An 18441-nucleotide genomic window follows, 5' to 3' on the forward strand; every position below is an offset into this window, starting at 1 on the left:
ACCGGTGACAAACACGGTCAGAGAAACACCTCACCCAAGTGCGTCCGCTGGATCAGGATGTCTAGCGGTTCGCCAGTCCGACCGTGAAGGCGGGTACGCAACGAGTACGCAGTGTCGTCGTTTGGTGTCTGTTCCTGCCAACGGGGCCAAGCTAAATCCGCAGTACACGAGCATGCAGCAAAGGCCGCCCACGACCACAAACGTCGAGTGAACAGTTCGAGCTGTACTACGACGTGTAAGTCGTCATCAGCCGATTCGTCGGTAGCAGTACCTGAAACGCCCGCCCCACGATCTGTGGGGCGGGCGTTTCGCGCTGTGGTTCATGGCAAGGTCGTCTGGGTGCGAGGAAGGCGGGGGAAGATGAGAATCCGTGAGTTCCTGTGCGCTGCGGGTATCTTCGCGGTGGCGGGATGCGGACATGCGGTGGAGGGCATCGCTGTTCCCGCTGACGACAGGGGCGTACTCAACGACTGGCGATCGCCGGCGGGGACCTGGGTCGGCTCCTACCAGTGCGCGCAGGGCGCCACGGGACTCACCTTGACCGTGCAGCCGCAGGTCATGGCCGAGTTCGAGTTCTATCCGCTGCCGGAGAATCCCGCGGTGCCGTCGGGCCGGTTCACCATGCGCTGGCAGGTCGAGTCGGGCCGGATCGTGTTCCGCCAGTCGTCCTGGATCGACCGGCCGGGCTCCTATCTCATGGTCGACCTCGTGGTCGAACGCACCGAGAGCCCGACAACGCTGAGCGGAAAGGTGATCGCCGACGGCTGCACGACTTTTTCGTTGACCAAGGACGCGACCTGACCCGGATTCGTCATGGGCGGTTGGATTGACCGCGCGCTAGGCGCCATCGAGTGACATGGACGGCACCGTGCGCGTCGAGCAACCGTCGGGCGCGGCCTGTCCCGCCAGACGGTCGCCGAGCCACCGCAGCACCGCGGAAGTCGCACTGATCTGGAGACTGACGTGTTCGCTCAGTTCATCCCGCGTGTGGGTGATCTGTGCCCCCGACGCGCACCACTGTGCCACCGCCTGGTCGACCCCCGCGATGCCGATGATCTCGTCGTGCACGGCGTTGTAGAGGAACAGCGGCGCGGTCGCCGCGACCGGGTCGAAATCCAGGTCGGCGAACGACGCCCGCACCTGCTCGACGAGTTGCGAGAAGGGGATCGTCAGATACTCGTCCATGCGCAGGAACGCGTGCTGAGCCACGTTCGGCGTCACGCATTTGCTGTCACCCGCGGCCATCAGCGCGTGCCCGGCAGGCGTCAGATATTCGTCGAAAGCCGCCGCCAGGCGCGGATCGGCGCGCATCATGCCCGGCAGCAGCGAGGGCAGGAATCCGGAGAACGGACCGCCGTCGAGCGATTCCAGGAAGCGGCCGACGGGCGCTGTCCAACCACCCAGGGCAACCCCGACCAGCCGTATCTCGGGAGCGTAGGTCGGGTGCACGTGCGCGGCCCAGCTGGTGCCGAACGACCCGCCGGAGTAGCCCATCGCGGCAACCGGAGTATCGGCCCCCGACAGGCCGAGCGGCGCGAATCCCTGAGCCGCGCGTACTCCGTCGAGCACGGCGTAACCCGGCTGCCTCGGGACGAACATCGACCCCTTCGGCCCCTCCCAATCGGGTACCGAAATCGCATGACCGGACGACAACATCTGATCGATCTGCATGAAATCCAGCGAGGCGTCGTACTTGTCCGGCGCACCTTGCCGGAGCACGAACGAGGGCGCGCACTGTGGCGCCGAGGCATCCGTGGCGGGCTGATAGCTGATCAATCCGTTGACCGGCCCGGTCCGCGGACGCAGCACCGTCGTCACGGTCGCCATGGGCCGACCGTCGACATCGGTCGTTCGATACAGCAACTGCCAGGCATCGGCATCCTGCGCCTGCGGCCCCAACGAGGCCACCTCGACAGGTCGCGAATTCAGGATGGCCCCGGGCGCCTCCGACTCCCAGCCCGACGGCGGGGCGTAGAACGGATCGTGCTGCGGAGTCGGCAGCGGCTCCGCACCCGCCATGGAAGAACCGGTAAACCACAACACGGCCAAAACCGCGATCACCACCGACCGCAACCGACCGCGCTTGACCACCGAAAATGTTGCACCACAGGCTGATACGAGACTGCGAATCATCCGAAATTCCCTCCATGGAGGGGCCCGCCCGGCGAAATCCCCCCTAAAGGCAGTCAGCGTACATATTCCGGCCGGGCTGGATACCCGAACCGACGACGAAGATCGCCGCTACCGCCTGAATGCGGACCTGCGCTTGTACGAGTGCGTGCCTGGTTCAGACGGATTCGGGCAGCGCCTCGGCCAAAGCTGCGCGGGCGTCGGCGAGGTCGCGGTCCAGGCGAATCTGCAGACCGCCTACCACCTCGCCCGCGAACTCGCCCCCCGCGAGATCACGGTGAACGCCTACGACCCCGGGTTGATACCGGGCACCGGATTGGCCAGGGACGCGAGTGTCTTCCAGCGCCTGGCGAGCCGTCGCCCGCGCCCTGGTCGTCCTGCCCGGCATCCGAACGCCGCGACGCTCTGGCGCCGACCTCGCGTGGCTGATCGCGGACCCGACTCGCGCGGGCCTGACCGGCCAGTACCTGGTGGGCCGCACCCCCGGTCCGCTCCTCGACGGATTCCTACGACGAGTTGGTGCGGCAGGCCTTGGTCCGCGACAGTCTGGAACTGATCGCCGAGCTCGACGCCCGAGCGAGCTGACGGGCTCGCACGACCCTGCGATGCCCGTCGGTCGATCGGACGTTCCGGATGGTTGGAGAGCTGGCCTTCGGCCCTGGACGACGCGGGGTGATCCGTGACACGGTCCCGCGCCCGATTCGGCCCTCGAGCGGCACGAATGGCTGTCGGCGTCGATCCGATCGATTCGCGTCCCGGGCTGGTCGGCTGACAGGATCAGCCCCGCAGTGTGGGCGAGGTGCCGCGATCGCCGAACGGATCGCGGCGCACCCGCTCGGGTAGTAGAGATCGTGGTTGGAAAGGAACGTCGGGATTGTCGACGGATGCGCGAGCTGAGCTGGAGAGATTCCTTCTCGGAGACCGGTTCGCCTGTCTGGCGGGTCGCTCCGCCTGGCGTCAGGGCGGTATTTCTCATGGCCACTACGACGTCATGGGCGGCGAGGAGTCGGCGCGGCTGCTGGCCGCCGATCTCGCGGAGTTCGTCGGGGGTGCGGACTGGAGTTCTCGCAAGTTCACCAGCTTCATCGCGACCTTCGAGCAGCCTCGTGGCGTGGACGAGCTGCGCTTCGAAGAGCTGCTGTGGCAGCATCTACAGCTCTTGCACGAGGCGGACGCGGACCGGTTCGCCTGGGCGGCCGGGTGTTCGTCCGACCCGCGGTCCGGTGAGTTCAAGTACAGCGTGGCGGGACATCCGTTCTTCGTGATCGGACTGCACGAGACACATCGGCGGTTCGGCCGTCGTCCGCCGTTCCCGATGCTGGCCTTCAATTCCCATGAGCAGTTCGCGCGGATCAAGGCCGACGGGATGTGGGACCGGCTGGCGGACAAGATCCGCAAGCAGGACATCATGCTGCAGGGCGACATCAACCCGAACCTGATGGAATACGAGACGCTGTCGGAGGCGCGCCGTTACTCCGGCCGCCCCAAGCCCGCGGATTGGCAATGCCCGTTCAGTGCCCGTGCCGCGGCGGCGGAGGGCGTGCTGACAGGTGCCCAGCAAGCCTGACTCCGGCGAGCGCCGCACCCAGCTGACACGCCCCGGATTCTCGGGGCTGGACGCCGTTGTCTCGAACGGCAATAGTCCAGTGGTGCGATGGGGTGCGTTGGTGGCGCGGGTAGCGGTCGGTGTGGCGTTGGTGCTGGCAGTAGCGGTGCCGGTGACGGCCGAGCCGTTGACGGTGGAATACACGTGGACGCAGGAGTACCTGACCGCGCCGGACGGAACGCGGTTGCACGCCGACATCTTGCGGCCGCCCGGGGTGGCGGCCGATGAGCGGACGCCGGTCATTCTGACGGCGAGTCCCTATCGGGCACATCTGGCGTACCTGAGTCAGCCTCGGCCCGAGGGCGGGCCGTCGACGGAGAATCTGCCGGTCGAGTGGGCGCTGCGGGCGGGATACACCTATGTGATCGTGGACCTGCGCGGGTTCGGTGGGTCCAACGGTTGCCCGGACTTCGGAGGTCCGGGGGAGCAGTCGGATGTGGTGGCCGCGGTCGAGTGGGCGGCGAGCCGGCCGTGGTCGACGGGCCGGGTCGGGATGGTCGGTACGTCGTACGAGGGCTGGACCGGCATGATGGCGCTGGCCGGGAAGGCGAAGGGGCTGGCGGCGGTGGCGGCGTTCGAGCCGGTCGTCGATCCGTACTCCTATCTGTACATGCAGGGGACGGCGTGGAAGTTCGGTGGCAAGCCGCTGACCGAGGACGGGGTTCGTCCCGCCGACACCGCGGGCGCCGAGCATCTGGCCATCGCCTCGACGCCCGGCCACTGGTCGGACTCCGAGGAATACCGGGCGAATGCGGTCGCGATGCCCCAGGGCTGCGCCGAGGGGTACCTGGCACTGACCACCGACCACAACGGCGCCAACCCTGGCTGGCAGGAGCGCAACATGGTCGATGCGTTGCGCGGCAATACGATTCCGCTGTTCCTCGGCCAGAGCTTCCTCGATTCCAACACCAGGGCGGACCGCGTCATCGAGGCGTGGGAGGCACGCGGTCCGGGCGAGCACCGGGCCTGGTTCGGGCAGTGGGGACATTCCGACTGCAGTACTCGCTGCGGGACACCGCATTTCGCGAGTGAGCTGTTCGCGTTCCTGGACCGGCATGTGGCGGGCGCGGATGTCGAGGTGCCGGGTCCGCCGGTCACCGTCGGTCAGTTCGACGGTGGCTGGCGCGGTGAACCCGTCTGGCCGCCCGCCGATTCCCGCCGGGTGTCGGTCGACCTGCGCACCGGCACCTACACCGATCGTGGCCTGCTGCCCGGCCCGGACCGTGAGATCTGGTCGATCTCGGCGCCGATGACCGAACCCCTGCATCTGGCCGGACGCGCCACCGCATCGCTGAAGTTGGCGGGCCCACCCCATGCCACTGTCGCGCTGGAGCTCTACGACATCGCCCCGGACGGACGGGCCACCGTCTTCACCCGCGGCATCGCCCCGGTCGGTCCCGACGCCGAGATCCGCCTGCTCTGGCAGGACGCCCGGCTCGACACCGGACACCGGCTCGGCATCCGCATCACCGATGTCGTCGACGACGTCTGGTCGCACACCCCGGCGAATGCGCCCGTCACGGTGACCTCGGCCCGCCTCGACCTCCCGCTGCTCACCACTCCGCGCGAGCTGGACCTCACCGGCGGCGTCCCCATCTGGCACGAGCGCTGGCGCAACGTCGAAGCGATCCACCTCGACCAGGCGATGCTGTCCGATCCCGCCCACGCCGTCGAACTGCCCACCGTGAGCTGATCAGATCTCATCCTGGGCAGGTGATCACCAGGCGATGGTGGCGTCCGCTTCTCGGCCGATACTTACCTGAGAGCCTGGTGATCAGCTGTCCAACAGGGCGATGGGGCTGCGTGCCGCTGGAACAGGCGCTAGGTCGTAATGCGCTGACGCGATCCCGCTGTGCTGGCGGGACGTTCACCGCGTAGAACCTGCGCCACCAGTTCGGGATGGGTCAGTTGCGGGTAGTGGCCGGTGTCGGGGATCGTGATGACGGGGTGGTCCGTGGGTTCGGTCAGTGGATCGTTCTCGCCGACGATGATGTCGACCGGCACCCGCACACGCGCGAGTTTCGCGGCGAGTTCGGTCCTGCGGGCAGCCGCACCGGCCGCCCGCAGCGTCGCGAAGGTGCGCTGGGCGACACCGGGCCGTTGCAGATTGGCCGCGGCCGACGCGACTGCCGGACCGTCCGGAATGCCGAGCAGCTCGGCGATTTTCGCGGTGGGCAATCGCTTGACTACCTCCGCCGTGATCGGTGTACCGAGCAGCCGCGAGGCCGGCTGCTGGAGGAAGGCGGGCGCGATCAGCACCAGCCGTGACACCCGATCGGGATGCCGCAGTGCGAATTCGATCGCCGGTCCGGTCCCGAGGGAGTGGCCGACGAGCACCGGCGTGGTGCGGACCGGCGCCATGAGCTGATCGACCCAGTCGCCCAGCGAGGCGGTCGACTTCGCCGATCGTCCCAGCCCGGGCAGGTCGGCTGCCAGGTACGGTCCGTTCAGGTGTCGGGCCACCGCGAACCAGGAGTCGCTGTCGATCGGAATCCCGTGCAGCAGGACATGATCGGGATCCTGCTGATCGCCGCTCACCCACGTCCCGTCCCGGAATCCGGCGTTCGACGGTACTTCGATGGTGCCGTTGCGGGTGGCGACGATCCCGTCGGCGTAGGTACGCAGGAGGTCGCCCACCGGCGGATGTGCCACGCCGAGCCGTCGCGCGACGTCTTCGCTCGCCGTGGTGTCGTAGCGGTCGCTGCTGATGAACGGCAGCGTTTCGGGGTCGGCGTGCGAGAGCGCCCGGGGCAGGCGGCGAACCACCGAGACCGGAATGGTGAATCGTGGTGCCGGAACGTGCAAGTGGTCGGCGATCAGCCGGACCAGGTCGGGCAGATTCGGCGTGGTCGAGTCGAGCAGCGGGTAGGACCGGCCCACGGTGTCGGGCAGCGTGGGCAATCCGGCGATGACGCGCGCCAGGTAGTCGAGATCGACGACCGGGATGAAGGTGTCGGCGGAACCGGGCAGCGCGGGCAACCGGCCCCGCCACAGGTTGTCGATGATGTCGGCGAGGCCGAAGTACTGGCCGGGGCCGACGACCCCGGCGGGATTGGCGAAGGTCAGCGGGATGTCGCGTTCGGCGGCGACCTCGCGCAGCAGGACGTCGGCCTCGGTCTTCGAGGCGCCGTACGCGCCGTTGCGGTAGTCGGCCTCCATGCTGTTGTCAGATCCCTGCACCCGATAGCCGGTGATGTGCACGATCCGGCGCAGATCCGGCTGTCGCGCAGCCCATTCCAGTACGTGCAGGGCACCGTCGAGATTGACCCGGCGGGCCACGTCGGCGTCGAGCCCGAACTTCATCAGCGCGGCCGCGTTGTACACGTCGCGCACCCCCTCGATCGGTTCGCCGAGGGCCAGGTCCGGTTCGCCGATATCGGTGGTGGTGATGGTCAGCGCGGTGGTGTCGACGTCCTGGCCGTCCAGCCAGGTGCGGAGCCGGTCCTGGCTGCCCGCGCGCAGCGCCGCGGTGACGGTGTGTCCGGTGCGCAACAGTTCGGCGACGAGGGAGCGGCCGATGAATCCGGCGGCGCCGAAGACGATCGAGTCGGTGTTGACCATGATGTCACTACTTTCTGTAGACCGATTGGCATATTTTCAGCGTATGAATCGACGCCGCGGATTGGTGCGATGTCAGATCAGGGTGTCGATGGTGTCGGCCAGCTGGCGCAGCGGTCGACGGTCGCGATGGGTGCGGGCCAGGATCAGCCCACCCTCGATCAGGGCGAGCGCCACGGTGGTGACACGTTCGGGTTCGGGGTGTCCGAAGCCGATCAGGCGATCGCGGATCGCCTCTTCCCAGAGTCGATACGTGGCCGAACAGGATTGCTGCACAGCGGTATTGGTGGACGCGGTGTCCAGTGCGACCGCCGCGACCGGGCAGCCGATGGTCCAGTCCGAGGCTTCGAGTTGATCACCGAGCAGCGTCAGCATCCTGCGAGCGAAATCGCGAGCGTCGCTCGCCTCGATGGTGCGGATGATCTGGGCGATATCGGCACCGCTCTCGACGAGCGCCGCCGAGACCAGTTCGTCCTTGCCGCCGGGGAAGTGGAAGTACAGCGACCCGCGTGGCGCGCCGCTGTCCTGCACGATCTGATTGAGTCCGGCGCCGAAGTAGCCCTGCGATTCGATCAGCGAGCGCGTGGCCTTGATCAGCTTGCTCCGCGTCTCGGCACCTTTTTTGCCCACGACCCAAAACTAGACCGGTCAACATATTTTTGCAAGGCGTCAGGCGAGTAGTGCCGCCGCGTCGGTGCACAAACGATCGATGGTGTTGGCGACGGGCTCGACGTGGCTGACCAGCCCGACACCCTGTCCCGCGTCGACCGGAGCGAGCCGTGGGTCATCGGAATCGATGGCCGCGCGCAGTTTTTCGGCACTCGGAGGAACATCGTCGCCCTCGGGCCGTGACCACGGATCGGTGAACTCGTTGCGCAGTACCCGGGCCGGATAGATCGGCGGCCACGGCAGATCGAGGGCCTCGTCGAAGGCGGTGGTGAGGACGGTGCTGGTGGAGTCGGCGGCGAGCATGGCCCGGCGGGCGTTCTCCGGCAGCAGGGACTCCTCCGCCGCGGCCAGACAGGTGCCCAGCCACGCACCCGAAGCCCCTGCCGCGAGCACTGCGGCCAGCGCGCGGCCCGAACCGAGACCGCCCGCCGCCAGGACCGGAACGGTCGCGATCTCGAGCACCGCGTCGAGCAGCGGCATGAGCGCGAGACGATCGGCGCCGTGACCACCGCCTTCGCTGCCGCGGGCGACGAGGATGTCGATCCCGGCGTCCTGGGCGCGGTGCGCGCCGGGCACGTCGTAGACCTGGGTCACCGTGAAGATGCCCGCGTCGCGCACGCGCGGCACCCAGGAGAAGTCGGTCCCGAAGCTGACCGAGAGCGCGCGCGGCCGGGCGGTGATCGCGGTCTCGAGCAGGTCGGTCTCGCGGGTGCGCACCCAGTCGACCAGGCCGATTCCGACGGTCGCGTCACCGGCCTCGGTCAGTTCCCGCCGCAGCGCCTCGACCGAACCCGCGCTGCCCATGCCGATCATGCCGAGCCCACCCGCCGCGGTGACCGCCGCCGCGAGCCGTCCGCCCGCCGCGCCGCCCATCGGCGCGTTCACCACCGGCACCCGCAGTCCGAGCGCGCGGGACCAGGTGGTCGACAGGATCGGATCGGGCTCCGGGGTAGTGCTCATCGGCTCATCACCTTTCGTCGCGGCTCCGGCAACTCATCATGGCAGCCCGCACCGACGAGCCCGGTCGCGTCATCCGTGCCCGTTTCGCGAACCCGGCGCACAATGGGCCGCGTATGGTCGCACTGCGCTACGACGAACAGGGTTCGGATGACGATCAGGGATCGGCTGGAACAGATGGTCGCCGAGCCGCCGGTGGTGTTCGGCGAGCCGATCGAGACCACCGACGGTGCCACCGTGATCACCGTCGCCCGGGGCGGTGGATTCGGTCGTCCTGCCAAGCCGGTCGGGGTCTTCGTGGTGCACGACGGTCGCGCGCACTGGACGCCCGCGGTCGATGCCACCCGCATCGCCCTGCTGGGCGAGATGATCGGCCTGGTCACCGGGGCGATCGTGACACTGGCGATTCTGCGTCGGCCGCCGTGGCCGGACCTGCGCCGCCGAGGGTGAGTCCGTGCAGGGCCAGGGATTCGAAGCGCTGCCACGCGGTGGCGGGCGCGATCGGCGCGGTCGGATCGATCACCGTGCCGAGGAGACCGAGCAGTCCCCACGACAGGAACGCGACGGTGTCGGCGGGTTGGTCGGCGAGCAGGTCACCGACGATGTCGGCGACCCCGCGCCGGTAGGCGTGCAGCACCGTCGTGGTGGCTTTCGGGCCGATCAGCGGGCGGTACACCTCGGGGTACTGCGCGGCGAGGTGGAACATCACCCGCAGCGGGCTCAGCGGTGAGCCGGGCACCGTGGTACGGGCGATCTCGCGGCGCAGGAACTCGGTGCAGCTGACCAGGAGCAGGTCGTCCTTGTCGCGGTAGTGGGCGTAGAAGGTGGAGCGGCCCACATCGGCGCGGTCGATGATGTCGCTGACCGTCACCCGGTCGTAGCCGCGTTCGATCATCAACTCGATCAGTGCCCGGTGCAGGTGGTCTCTGGTGCGGCGGACCCGGCGATCGGTGTGCTCGGCCATCGTTCCTCCACGGGACGGATGCGCCGGATCTGTCCGGAAACGGACGGATCCGGCCGTTCTGCTCCTGGTCGGCGCGGTGTCGGCGTTCGACCATGGACGCATGTCAGGAAACCAGCTTCTCACTCCCATGTTCGTCGACGACACCGACACCGGCCTGGTCATCGCGGGCCTGCGCCGCTACAACCTGTTCACCGCGGTGTTCTTTCTCGGCAGGCATCGTCGCCTGCTGGCCGAACTCGTCACCGCCTCGGGTGTCTCGCCGGGCGAGCGCGCGCTCGATGTCGGCTGTGGTCCCGGCAAACTCGTGCGCGCGCTGGGTACCGCGGTCGGGCCCTCGGGCCTCGCTGTCGGTGTCGATCCGTCGGCGACCGCCATCGACGACAACCGGCGCCGCGACCGTGTGGGCAGGCACCGCTACGAGCAGGGATCCGCACAGGAGCTGCCGTTCGACGATGCCGAATTCGATGTCCTCACCTGCACTTTCGTCATGCACCACATTCCGGAGCGGCATCGTGACGCGGCGATCGCGCAGATGTGGCGGGTACTGCGGCCAGGTGGACGGCTGTTGCTCGCCGACGCGGCACCCTCGCCCCTGATGCGCCGGGTGTTCACGCGGATTTCCGGCGGTGATCCGTTCACCGCCGTCGACATCCGCCGCTACACCGATCAGGTGCGCGCGGTCGGGTTCACCGAGGTGGCCTACACCGCTAATCGCCACCAGGCCGGACTGCTGACCGCGGTGAAACCCGAGGTCACGGCGCCCTGACACGGATAGCGAGATGTTGTCGGTGGGCTCGGCTAAGGTCGGTCTCGTCAAGGTCGGAATCGAGCACGGGGGTGTGGCATGGCGTTCGATCAGCAGGACGACGAGGCACGGAAGTTCGCCGTCGAGGCGCACGGGGAGCAGCGCTACGGCGAGTATCCATACATCAGGCATCTCGCCGCGGTGCGGGGGGTGCTCGACGACTTCGGCTACGACGGCGATCTCGGCTCCGCCGCCTGGCTACACGATGTCATCGAGGACACGCCGGTCACCGCCGAAGAGGTCGAAACCCGTTTCGGCCGCGCGGTTCTCGACCTGGTCTGGGCGGTGACCGGCGTCGGCCCCGATCGCAAGGCACGAAACCTGGACGCCTACGCCAAGATCGTGGCGCACCCGCCGGCGGTGATCCTCAAACTCGCCGACCGCACCGCGAACGCGGAGGCCAGCCCGCCCGGCAGCAGTTGGATGGGTATGTACCGCACCGAGCACCCCACCTTCAAGGCGCACCTCGGTGGGCTGCTGGCCGGGGATCCGACGGTGGCCGCGATGTGGGAACGGCTGGAACGTCGACTGGACCTGTCGGTGGTGCCGCCTACTGATCAGTGGGTCGAGATCGACCGGCTGGTGGCCGCGGGCGAACAGGAGAAGGCGATCGAAGCCGTCCGGGCGGCCTTCGACTGCGGTCCCGGGGAAGCGGAACAGATTCTCGCCGAACGGGTCTGACGCCCAGCGCTAGATGGTCGGACGACCGTCGCTGTCCGCGAACCGCAGTTGTGCGGCCGCCGCGGCTGCGAGCTGGTTGTCGAGTTGCTCGTGACCGGAGGCGCCGCCACCGCCGGGGCCGCCGTCGTCGGCGACCAACCGCCGGGCCGACAGGTGGATCGCGTCGACGCCGGCTCGGTGTAGCGCGGGAATGTCGCCGACGGTGACGCCGCCGCCCGCCATGATCTGGATCCGCCCGTCGGCGTGCTCGACCATCGCGGCGAGCTCGTCGAGACCTTCGGCGCAGCGAGACGCGCCGCCCGAGGTGAGCACCCTGGTGATCCCGCTGTCGATCAATGTGTCCAATGCTGCTGAGCGGTCGTCGATCTGATCGATCGCCCGATGAAAGGTGAGTTCCATGTCTTCGACTTCGATACCGTCGAGCACTCTGCGCACCGCCTCGACATCGACTCGGTGGTCCTGGGTCAAGGCTCCGACGACCAGGCCCGCCACGCCGGCCGCCACCGCGGCCCGCGCGTCGGCGTTCATCACCGCGATCTCGTCGTCATCGGTGTACACGAAACCACCGGCGCGGCAGCGGATCAGCGCGTGCACGGGAACCCCGGCACCGACCACGGCCTCGATCGTGCCGATGCTCGGGGTCAGCCCACCCGTATTTCCCAGTGCCGCACACAGTTCGACCCGATCCGCCCCGGCCCGGCGAGCGCCGAGCGCACCCGCCACGTCCTGTACCGCGAATTCGAGCGCGGTCATCTCAGAACGACTGCCAGGCAGGCTTGTTCGCCAGCGCGTACTTGTAGTAATCGGCCAGCTTCAGCTTGCTCGCCGCCGCCTCGTCGATCACCACGGTCACGTGCGGATGCCACTGCATCACCGAGGCGGGGCAGAACGCCGAGAGCGGTCCCTCGGCGGCGGCGGCGATGGCGTCGGCCTTGCCCGCGCCGAGGGCGATCATCACCAGGTGCCCGGCCTCGTTGATCGTGCCCAGGCCCTGGGTGAGCACGTGGTGCGGCACATCGTCCGGACCGTCGAAGAAGCGGGCGTTGTCCTTGCGGGTCTGTTCGGTCAGCGTCTTCACCCTGGTGCGCGAGGTGAGCGCGGAGCCGGGCTCGTTGAAACCGATGTGCCCGTCGGTCCCGATCCCGAGCAGCTGCACGTCGACCCCGCCCGCCGCGGCGATGGCGGCGTCGTACCGTCTGCCCTCGCCCGCCACGTCACCGGCCTCGCCGTTCGGGCTCAGCACCCGCGCCGGGTCGAGGTTCACGTGGTCGACGAACTCCGACCGGATCACCGAGAAGTACGACTGCGGATGGTCTTTCGGCAACCCGACGTACTCGTCGAGCAGGAAGGCGCTCGCGGTCGAGAAGTCCAGCTCACCCTCGCGGCAGCGCCGCGCCAGCTCCTGATAGCTGCCCAGCGGGGAGGACCCGGTGGCCAGGCCGAGGATCGCGTTGCCGCGCTCGACGTAGCCGCCGACGATGTCGGCGACCGTCGTGGCCACCTCGTGCTCGTCCGCCCGGATCACGATTTCCATCAGATTCCTTCCGTTCCGGCGACGAACACCCGTCGCGGTTGCAGTGACTGGTCGGTGACGAGAAGGTCGGCGCGCGCGCCGACGGAGAGCGTGCCGCGATCCTCGGCGAGGCCGAGCACGCGAGCGGGGGTGCGGGTGGCCGCGATGACGGCCTCGGTGAGCGGGATCCCCGCCTGCCGGACGGTCCAGCGCACCACGTCGAGGAGCGTCGCCGTGCCGCCCGCGATGGCGCCGGGTGACCCGTCGCCGGTGGCGAGCCGGGCGACACCGTCGTGAACGCGAACGTCGAGCGCGCCCAGCCGGTAGTCGCCGTCGCTCATTCCCGCGGCCGCCATCGCGTCGGAGACCAGCGCGATCTGGTCGGCGCCGACCGTGTCGAACACCATCGCCACGGTCTCGGGCGCGAGATGCACACCGTCGGCGATCAATTCGAGCACCATCTCGCCGCGACCCGCCGCGGCGAGACAGGCGGCGACCGGGCCGGGGGAGCGGTGGTGCAGTGCCGGCATCCCGTTGAACAGGTGGGTGGCGGTGATCGGCGCACCGACCGCGTCGGCGATGCGGGCCGCCGTGGTCGCGGCGTCGGCATCGGTGTGGCCGAGGCTGGGCAGCACGTCGTGGTAGCGCATGGCGGTGAGCAGCGCGTCGAAGTTCGCCGTCTCCGGCGCGAGTGTCATCGAGCGCACGGTGCCCCGCGCCGCCGCGCAGATCCGCTCGAACAGATCGGGATCACCGGGGATGATCGCCGCGGGATCCTGTGCGCCACAGCGGATCGCGTTGATGAACGGGCCCTCCAAATGCACGCCGAGCAGATCGCCGTCGGTCACGAGGTCGGCCAGTATCGACGCCTGGCGCACCAGCACATCGGGGTGCGCGGACACCAGACTGCCCAGCAACCCGGTCGTGCCGTGGCGGCGGTGATGCGCGGCCGCGACTCGCGCACCGTCGACGTCGGCATTGGGGAACCCGAACCCGGCGCCCCCATGACAGTGCAGGTCGATGAGTCCCGGCAGGACGAGGTCGTCGCTGACCGGAGGCAGTCGCTCGCCGTCGCCCCGATCCGCCGCGGACCCGACCCAGATGATCCGACCGTCGTCGAATTCGACAACACCATCGGCGATCTCACCGACCGATGTCCCGACGAGATGCCCGCGCACGACATTCGGTCGGCTCACGGCGTCGTCCCCAGCCGGGCATCCGCACGGTCCTGCCGTGGCTTCGCCGATCCTTGCCGGGCGTCGGTGTGGGCGTGCTGCTGCGTTGCCGGACCGGCGGGTGGCCGGACCGGCAACGCGATTGTCGGCACGCTCACGGACGCCCGACGATCGCCGCGACCGCCTCGCGCGCCAGCTGCGGGCTCCGTGCGGCGCACGCGGCGTCGGCGGCATCGCGGCACCGCTCGATATCGACGGCCGACAGGGCCGCACGCACCGCGGGCAGGGCGGGCACCGACATGGACAGACTCGTCACCCCGAGTCCGACCAACACCGGCGCCAGGGTCGGATCCGACGCCGCCTCACCGCACACCCCGACCGACTTCCCGGCGGCAGTCCCGGCCGCGCCGACCATCGCGATCAGATCGAGCACGGCGGGCTGCCACGGATCGAGCAGGTGGGCGAGCCCGCCCGCCATCCGGTCGACCGCGCAGGTGTACTGGCTCAGGTCGTTGGTGCCGATGCTGACGAAGTCGAGATGGGTGAGCAGATCGACCGCGCGCAGGGCCGCCGCGGGGATCTCGATCATCGCGCCGACCTTGCGCAGCCCGGATTCGCGGGCGAGCGCGGCGAATCCGGCGGCCTCGTCGGCGGTGGCGACCATCGGTGCCATCACCCACAGGTCGGCGCCGGTCGCCTCGCCCGCGCGGGCCAGCGCGGTCAGCTGGGTGGCCAGGGTCTGCGGGAACACCGTGCCGATCCGCAGGCCACGCACGCCGAGCGCGGGATTCTCCTCGGTGCCCAGATCGAGGAACGGCAGCGGTTTGTCCGAACCCGCGTCCAGGGTGCGCACGACCACCCGGCGCCCGGCGAACTGCTCGAGCACCGCGGTGTACGAGGCGGTCTGCTCGTCGAGCGATGGCTCGGAAGGCTTTCCGAGATACATGAACTCGGTGCGGAACAGCCCGACGCCCTCGCTGTCGACCGGTCCGGCCTTCACGGCGTCATCGACGGTGCCGATGTTCACCAGCAGATGCACCGGCGTCCCATCGGCGGTGTGGCCGGGTCCGCTCGCGGCGGCGATACGCGCCTTGTCCGCGGCCGCCCGTTCGGCGGCGGCCTGCCGGCGGGCCGGGCTCGGATCGATCACGACCTCGCCGGTGGTGCCGTCGAGCAGTACCGGCGCGCCCTCCACGAGCAGGTCGGTTCCGGGACAGTTCACCACCGCGGGCAGCCCGAGCGATTTCGCGAGGATCGCGGTGTGGCTGGTCGGCCCGCCTTCGCTGGTGAGCAGGCCGACCACGTCGCTGTCGCCGAGCATCGCGGTATCGGCGGGCGCGAGATCCCGCGCGACCAGCACGAACGGGTACCCCGGCTCCGGGATCCCCGGCATCGGCTGTCCGAGCAGCACGGCGACGGTGCGGCCACCGATATCGCGCAGATCGGTGGCCCGTTCCGCCATGTACCCGCCGAGTGCCTCGAGCTTGGCGCAGAACCCCTCGAAGGCCAGGTGCACCGCGTGCGCGGTCGGCATTCCGGCGGCCAGCTCCTTCTCGGTGGCGGCGACGATGCCCGGGTCACGGGCCATCGTCGCCGACATCGACAGGATCTCCGCCGCGACGCCGCTGACCCGGGCGGCGCGCGCCTGCATCTCGTCGGCCACGCCGCCGAGCGCCTCCTTGACCCGGACGAGCTCCTGCTCGGGCGAACCGCCGACCGGATCCTGCGCGGAGGTCTCGAGCTGCGAACCGAACCGCAACCACGGCGCGCTCACCACCCCGGGACTCACGCCGAGGCCGCGAATCACCTGCTCGGCCATCAGGCCGCGTCCAGGTCCGAGGCGACCAGTTCGGCGAGGCGCTCGAGCACGGCCTCGTCACCGTCGGCGTGCAGTGTCACCTCGGTGCCGTGCCCGGCGCCCAGCATCATCACCGCGAGAATGCTTGCCGCGTCGACCGGTTCGCCGTCGCCCACCGAGATCCGGATGGGGACACCCGTGGCCTGCACGGCCTGGGTGAACTTGGCGGCGGGCCGGGCGTGCAGCCCCACAGTGGATCCGACGACGGCGGTGCGGGTGGTCATGGTCTCACTCACCTTCCAGTTTCTTGTCCAGCTTCGTTTCGACTTCGGCGACCAGTGGGGCGTCGGTTCGAGTATCACCGGTCGCGGTCTGGGCGGCCTCGGCTTCGGTCGCGGCGACATCGGGCGCGCCGACCTCGACATCGGTTTCGGCCTCACGACCGGGTGTGCGCAGATTCCACTTCTTGATCACGAAGCTGAACAGCACGTAGTAGATCACCGCGTATCCGAGGCCGATCGGGATCAACATCCAGGCGTTGGTGGCCTTGCCGAAGTTGAGCACATAGTCGATCGCGCCCGCGGAGAAGGTGAATCCGTCATGGATGCCGAGCGCGTTGACCAAGGCGTGTGAAGTGCCGGTGAGCAGCGCGTGCACCACGAACAGCGGCCAGGCCACGAACATGAACGCGAACTCGAGCGGCTCGGTGATACCGGTGACGAACGCGGTGAGACCGGTCGAGAGCATGATGCCGCCGACCAGCTTCTTCTGCGAGGGGCGCGCGTTGCGGTAGATGGCGAAGGCGGCGGCGGGCAGCGCGAACATCATGATCGGGAAGAAGCCGGTCATGAAGGTGCCCGCGGTCGGGTCACCGGCGAAGAACCGGTTGAGGTCGCCGCGCACGATCTGGCCGGAGGCGTCGTTGTAGTCGCCGACGAGGAACCAGACGGTGGAGTTCAGGATGTGGTGCAGGCCGGTCGGGATGAGCAGGCGGTTGGCCGCACCGTAGATGCCGCCGCCGAGGACGGTGTTCTCGGCGACCGTCTCGCCCACCCAGGTGAGCGCGGAGTTGAACGCCGGGTAGAGGAACGCCATGGCGACACCGACGACGAGGCCGGTGACCGCGGTCAGGATCGGCACCAGCCGCCTGCCGTTGAAGAAGCCGAGGAAGTCGGGCAGTTTCGTGCGATAGAACCGCTGCCACAGCATCGCCGAGAGCAGACCCATCACGATGCCGGCGAGCACGCCGTAGTTGATCATCGCCTGGCCGCCGGTCGGGTCGGTCTTGCCCTCGAGCACGATCGGTGACATCGCCTCGAACACGCCGTTGATGACCATGTAGCCGACCACCGCGGCCAGCGCCGTCGAGCCGTCGGCCTTCTTGGCCCAGCCGATCGCGATACCGACGGCGAAGATCAGCGGCAGCCAGGTGAACACGGCCTGTCCGGCGGCCGAGATGACGGCCGCGGTGCTCTCCAGCGCGGAGAATCGGCCCAGGAGATCGTCCTGGCCGATGCGCAGCAGGATGCCCGCCGCGGGCAGGACCGCGATCGGCAGCATGAGGCTGCGACCGAGGCGCTGCAAACCCGCGAACACCTTCGATTCTTTTTTGGGGCTGTCGGTAACGGCAGTCATGTCGACCTCTTCGTGCCGGGCGTTCCGGCGGTCTCGGCGAGCCGGTCGGACTTCGCAGCCGATCCGGGACAACTATTGTGAACCAGTGACCCTGACGGGTACTGTCCGGTCATAACCAGTTGTAAGTTTGACCAGGTGGTCGTCGGATGTCAACCGCGAAATATGACGTGGCGCACATCCGAGGCTCCCATACTGGAACCGGCAACCACCGCGGAAAGGGAGAACACATGTCCAAAGCGGAAGCGATCGTCAAGGGCCTTGGCGGCGCGGAGAACATCGTCGAGATCGAGGCCTGCATCACCCGGTTGCGCACCGAGGTGAAGGACGGCGACAAGGTCGACGAGGCCGCCCTCAAGGCGGCGGGCGCGCACGGCGTGCTCAAGGCGGGCTCGGTCGTGCAGGTCGTCGTCGGCCCCGAAGCCGACACCCTCGCCGAGGACATCGAGGACATCCTGTGAGCGTGCCGGTGCTCGCCCCGCTGCCCGGCAAGGTCGTCGCGCTGGCCGACGTCCCCGACCCGGTTTTCGCCGGTCAGCTGGTCGGCTCCGGCGTCGCCGTCGATCCCGACCGCACCCGCGGCCCACTCGTGGTCACCGCGCCCATCGCGGGCAAGATCGTCAAACTGCACCCCCACGCCTTCGTGATCCTCGGCCAGGGCGTCGGCGTCCTGGTCCACCTCGGCATCGACACCGTGAAGCTCAAGGGTGAGGGATTCGAACTCCTCGCCGCCGAAGGCGACGACGTGGTCGCGGGCGCCCCCATCGTCACCTTCGATCCCACCCAGATCGACACCACCGGCTATTCGCCCATCTGCCCGATCGTGGTCATGGACTCGGCCAAGGACTCGATCACCAGCGACGCCATCGACACCGACGTGGAACCTGGTGCCCTGCTGTTCGACTCGCCGTAAACCCTACTGGCCGACGCCGACCCGGCGTCAGCTGTTCTCA

The 18441-nt window shown here is 68.8% G+C and carries 19 protein-coding genes; 8 read left to right on the plus strand and 11 right to left on the minus strand.

The window, feature by feature from the left end:
• Positions 1-360: 360 nt before the first annotated feature.
• Positions 361-801 carry a hypothetical protein gene (locus ACFVVM_RS27080; RefSeq protein WP_387623775.1) on the plus strand — a complete coding sequence of 147 codons (441 nt, stop codon included), beginning with the start codon at positions 361-363 and terminating at the stop codon, positions 799-801.
• A 36-nt stretch (positions 802-837) separates the two neighbouring features.
• On the opposite strand, the gene ACFVVM_RS27085 is transcribed toward ACFVVM_RS27080, so the two are convergent.
• Positions 838-2019: a lipase family protein gene (locus ACFVVM_RS27085; RefSeq protein WP_387623778.1), complete on the minus strand. Its 1182-nt coding sequence runs from the start codon at positions 2017-2019 to the stop codon at positions 838-840.
• A gap of 985 nt (positions 2020-3004) precedes the next feature.
• Here ACFVVM_RS27085 and gntA point away from each other — a divergent pair.
• Complete coding sequence (gntA, locus tag ACFVVM_RS27090) at positions 3005-3697, plus strand: guanitoxin biosynthesis heme-dependent pre-guanitoxin N-hydroxylase GntA (protein WP_387623780.1); 693 nt, start codon at positions 3005-3007, stop codon at positions 3695-3697.
• Positions 3698-3797: 100 nt separating this feature from the next.
• Complete coding sequence (locus ACFVVM_RS27095) at positions 3798-5429, plus strand: CocE/NonD family hydrolase (protein WP_387623783.1); 1632 nt, start codon at positions 3798-3800, stop codon at positions 5427-5429.
• A 128-nt stretch (positions 5430-5557) separates the two neighbouring features.
• Here the strand turns inward: ACFVVM_RS27095 and ACFVVM_RS27100 are convergent, their stop codons facing one another.
• From ACFVVM_RS27100 to ACFVVM_RS27110, 3 genes are all read right to left on the minus strand, one after another.
• Entirely contained in the window at positions 5558-7297 is a 1740-nt protein-coding gene (locus tag ACFVVM_RS27100; RefSeq protein WP_387623785.1) for an alpha/beta fold hydrolase, read from the minus strand.
• Between the two features lie 72 nt (positions 7298-7369).
• Positions 7370-7924 carry a TetR/AcrR family transcriptional regulator gene (locus ACFVVM_RS27105; RefSeq protein ID WP_387623788.1) on the minus strand — a complete coding sequence of 185 codons (555 nt, stop codon included), beginning with the start codon at positions 7922-7924 and terminating at the stop codon, positions 7370-7372.
• Between the two features lie 39 nt (positions 7925-7963).
• Positions 7964-8896 carry an NAD(P)H-dependent flavin oxidoreductase gene (locus tag ACFVVM_RS27110; protein ID WP_387624335.1) on the minus strand — a complete coding sequence of 311 codons (933 nt, stop codon included), beginning with the start codon at positions 8894-8896 and terminating at the stop codon, positions 7964-7966.
• Positions 8897-9070: 174 nt separating this feature from the next.
• On the opposite strand from ACFVVM_RS27110, the gene ACFVVM_RS27115 reads away from it, so the two are divergent.
• Positions 9071-9370 (plus strand): hypothetical protein, encoded by a 300-nt coding sequence (locus ACFVVM_RS27115; protein WP_387623790.1) that lies wholly within the window; start codon positions 9071-9073, stop codon positions 9368-9370.
• Here ACFVVM_RS27115 and ACFVVM_RS27120 read toward each other — a convergent pair.
• Positions 9300-9884, minus strand: coding sequence for a TetR/AcrR family transcriptional regulator (locus ACFVVM_RS27120; protein ID WP_387623793.1), 585 nt, complete (start codon positions 9882-9884; stop codon positions 9300-9302). The two genes, ACFVVM_RS27115 and ACFVVM_RS27120, sit on opposite strands and share 71 nt — an antisense overlap.
• 100 nt (positions 9885-9984) lie before the next feature.
• Here ACFVVM_RS27120 and ACFVVM_RS27125 point away from each other — a divergent pair, with 100 nt between their 5' ends.
• The gene (locus ACFVVM_RS27125; RefSeq protein WP_387623795.1) at positions 9985-10650 is read left to right on the plus strand and encodes a methyltransferase domain-containing protein; all 666 of its coding nucleotides are present in this window, start codon (positions 9985-9987) and stop codon (positions 10648-10650) included.
• Between the two features lie 78 nt (positions 10651-10728).
• A complete protein-coding gene (locus ACFVVM_RS27130) occupies positions 10729-11370 on the plus strand; it encodes an HD domain-containing protein (protein WP_387623797.1) in 642 nt (213 codons plus the stop codon).
• A gap of 9 nt (positions 11371-11379) precedes the next feature.
• On the opposite strand, the gene ACFVVM_RS27135 is transcribed toward ACFVVM_RS27130, so the two are convergent.
• The 6 genes from ACFVVM_RS27135 to ACFVVM_RS27160 all read right to left on the minus strand — a co-directional run bounded on the left by ACFVVM_RS27135 (position 11380) and on the right by ACFVVM_RS27160 (position 17491).
• Complete coding sequence (locus ACFVVM_RS27135) at positions 11380-12123, minus strand: copper homeostasis protein CutC (protein WP_387623800.1); 744 nt, start codon at positions 12121-12123, stop codon at positions 11380-11382.
• A gap of 1 nt (position 12124) precedes the next feature.
• Positions 12125-12904: a glucosamine-6-phosphate deaminase gene (gene nagB / locus ACFVVM_RS27140; protein ID WP_387623803.1), complete on the minus strand. Its 780-nt coding sequence runs from the start codon at positions 12902-12904 to the stop codon at positions 12125-12127.
• Positions 12904-14079 (minus strand): N-acetylglucosamine-6-phosphate deacetylase, encoded by a 1176-nt coding sequence (locus ACFVVM_RS27145; protein ID WP_387623805.1) that lies wholly within the window; start codon positions 14077-14079, stop codon positions 12904-12906. Before ACFVVM_RS27145 ends, nagB begins: the two co-directional genes overlap by 1 nt.
• Before the next feature lie 133 nt (positions 14080-14212).
• Positions 14213-15877: a phosphoenolpyruvate--protein phosphotransferase gene (gene ptsP, locus ACFVVM_RS27150; RefSeq protein ID WP_387623807.1), complete on the minus strand. Its 1665-nt coding sequence runs from the start codon at positions 15875-15877 to the stop codon at positions 14213-14215.
• On the minus strand, positions 15877-16140 hold the full coding sequence (locus ACFVVM_RS27155) for an HPr family phosphocarrier protein (protein WP_387623810.1): 264 nt from the start codon (positions 16138-16140) through the stop codon (positions 15877-15879). Before ACFVVM_RS27155 ends, ptsP begins: the two co-directional genes overlap by 1 nt.
• 4 nt (positions 16141-16144) lie before the next feature.
• Entirely contained in the window at positions 16145-17491 is a 1347-nt protein-coding gene (locus tag ACFVVM_RS27160; RefSeq protein WP_387623813.1) for a PTS transporter subunit EIIC, read from the minus strand.
• 227 nt (positions 17492-17718) lie between these two features.
• On the opposite strand from ACFVVM_RS27160, the gene ACFVVM_RS27165 reads away from it, so the two are divergent.
• Together ACFVVM_RS27165 and ACFVVM_RS27170 are read left to right on the plus strand one after the other, a co-directional pair.
• The gene (locus tag ACFVVM_RS27165; protein ID WP_302876168.1) at positions 17719-17949 is read left to right on the plus strand and encodes a PTS glucose/sucrose transporter subunit IIB; all 231 of its coding nucleotides are present in this window, start codon (positions 17719-17721) and stop codon (positions 17947-17949) included.
• Positions 17946-18401, plus strand: coding sequence for a PTS glucose transporter subunit IIA (locus tag ACFVVM_RS27170; RefSeq protein ID WP_387623816.1), 456 nt, complete (start codon positions 17946-17948; stop codon positions 18399-18401). The genes ACFVVM_RS27165 and ACFVVM_RS27170 overlap by 4 nt, the downstream gene beginning before the upstream one ends.
• The last annotated feature ends 40 nt before the right edge of the window (positions 18402-18441 follow it).

Origin of the sequence: Nocardia sp. NPDC058176 (genome assembly GCF_042883805.1) — a bacterium.
Classification (GTDB): domain Bacteria; phylum Actinomycetota; class Actinomycetes; order Mycobacteriales; family Mycobacteriaceae; genus Nocardia.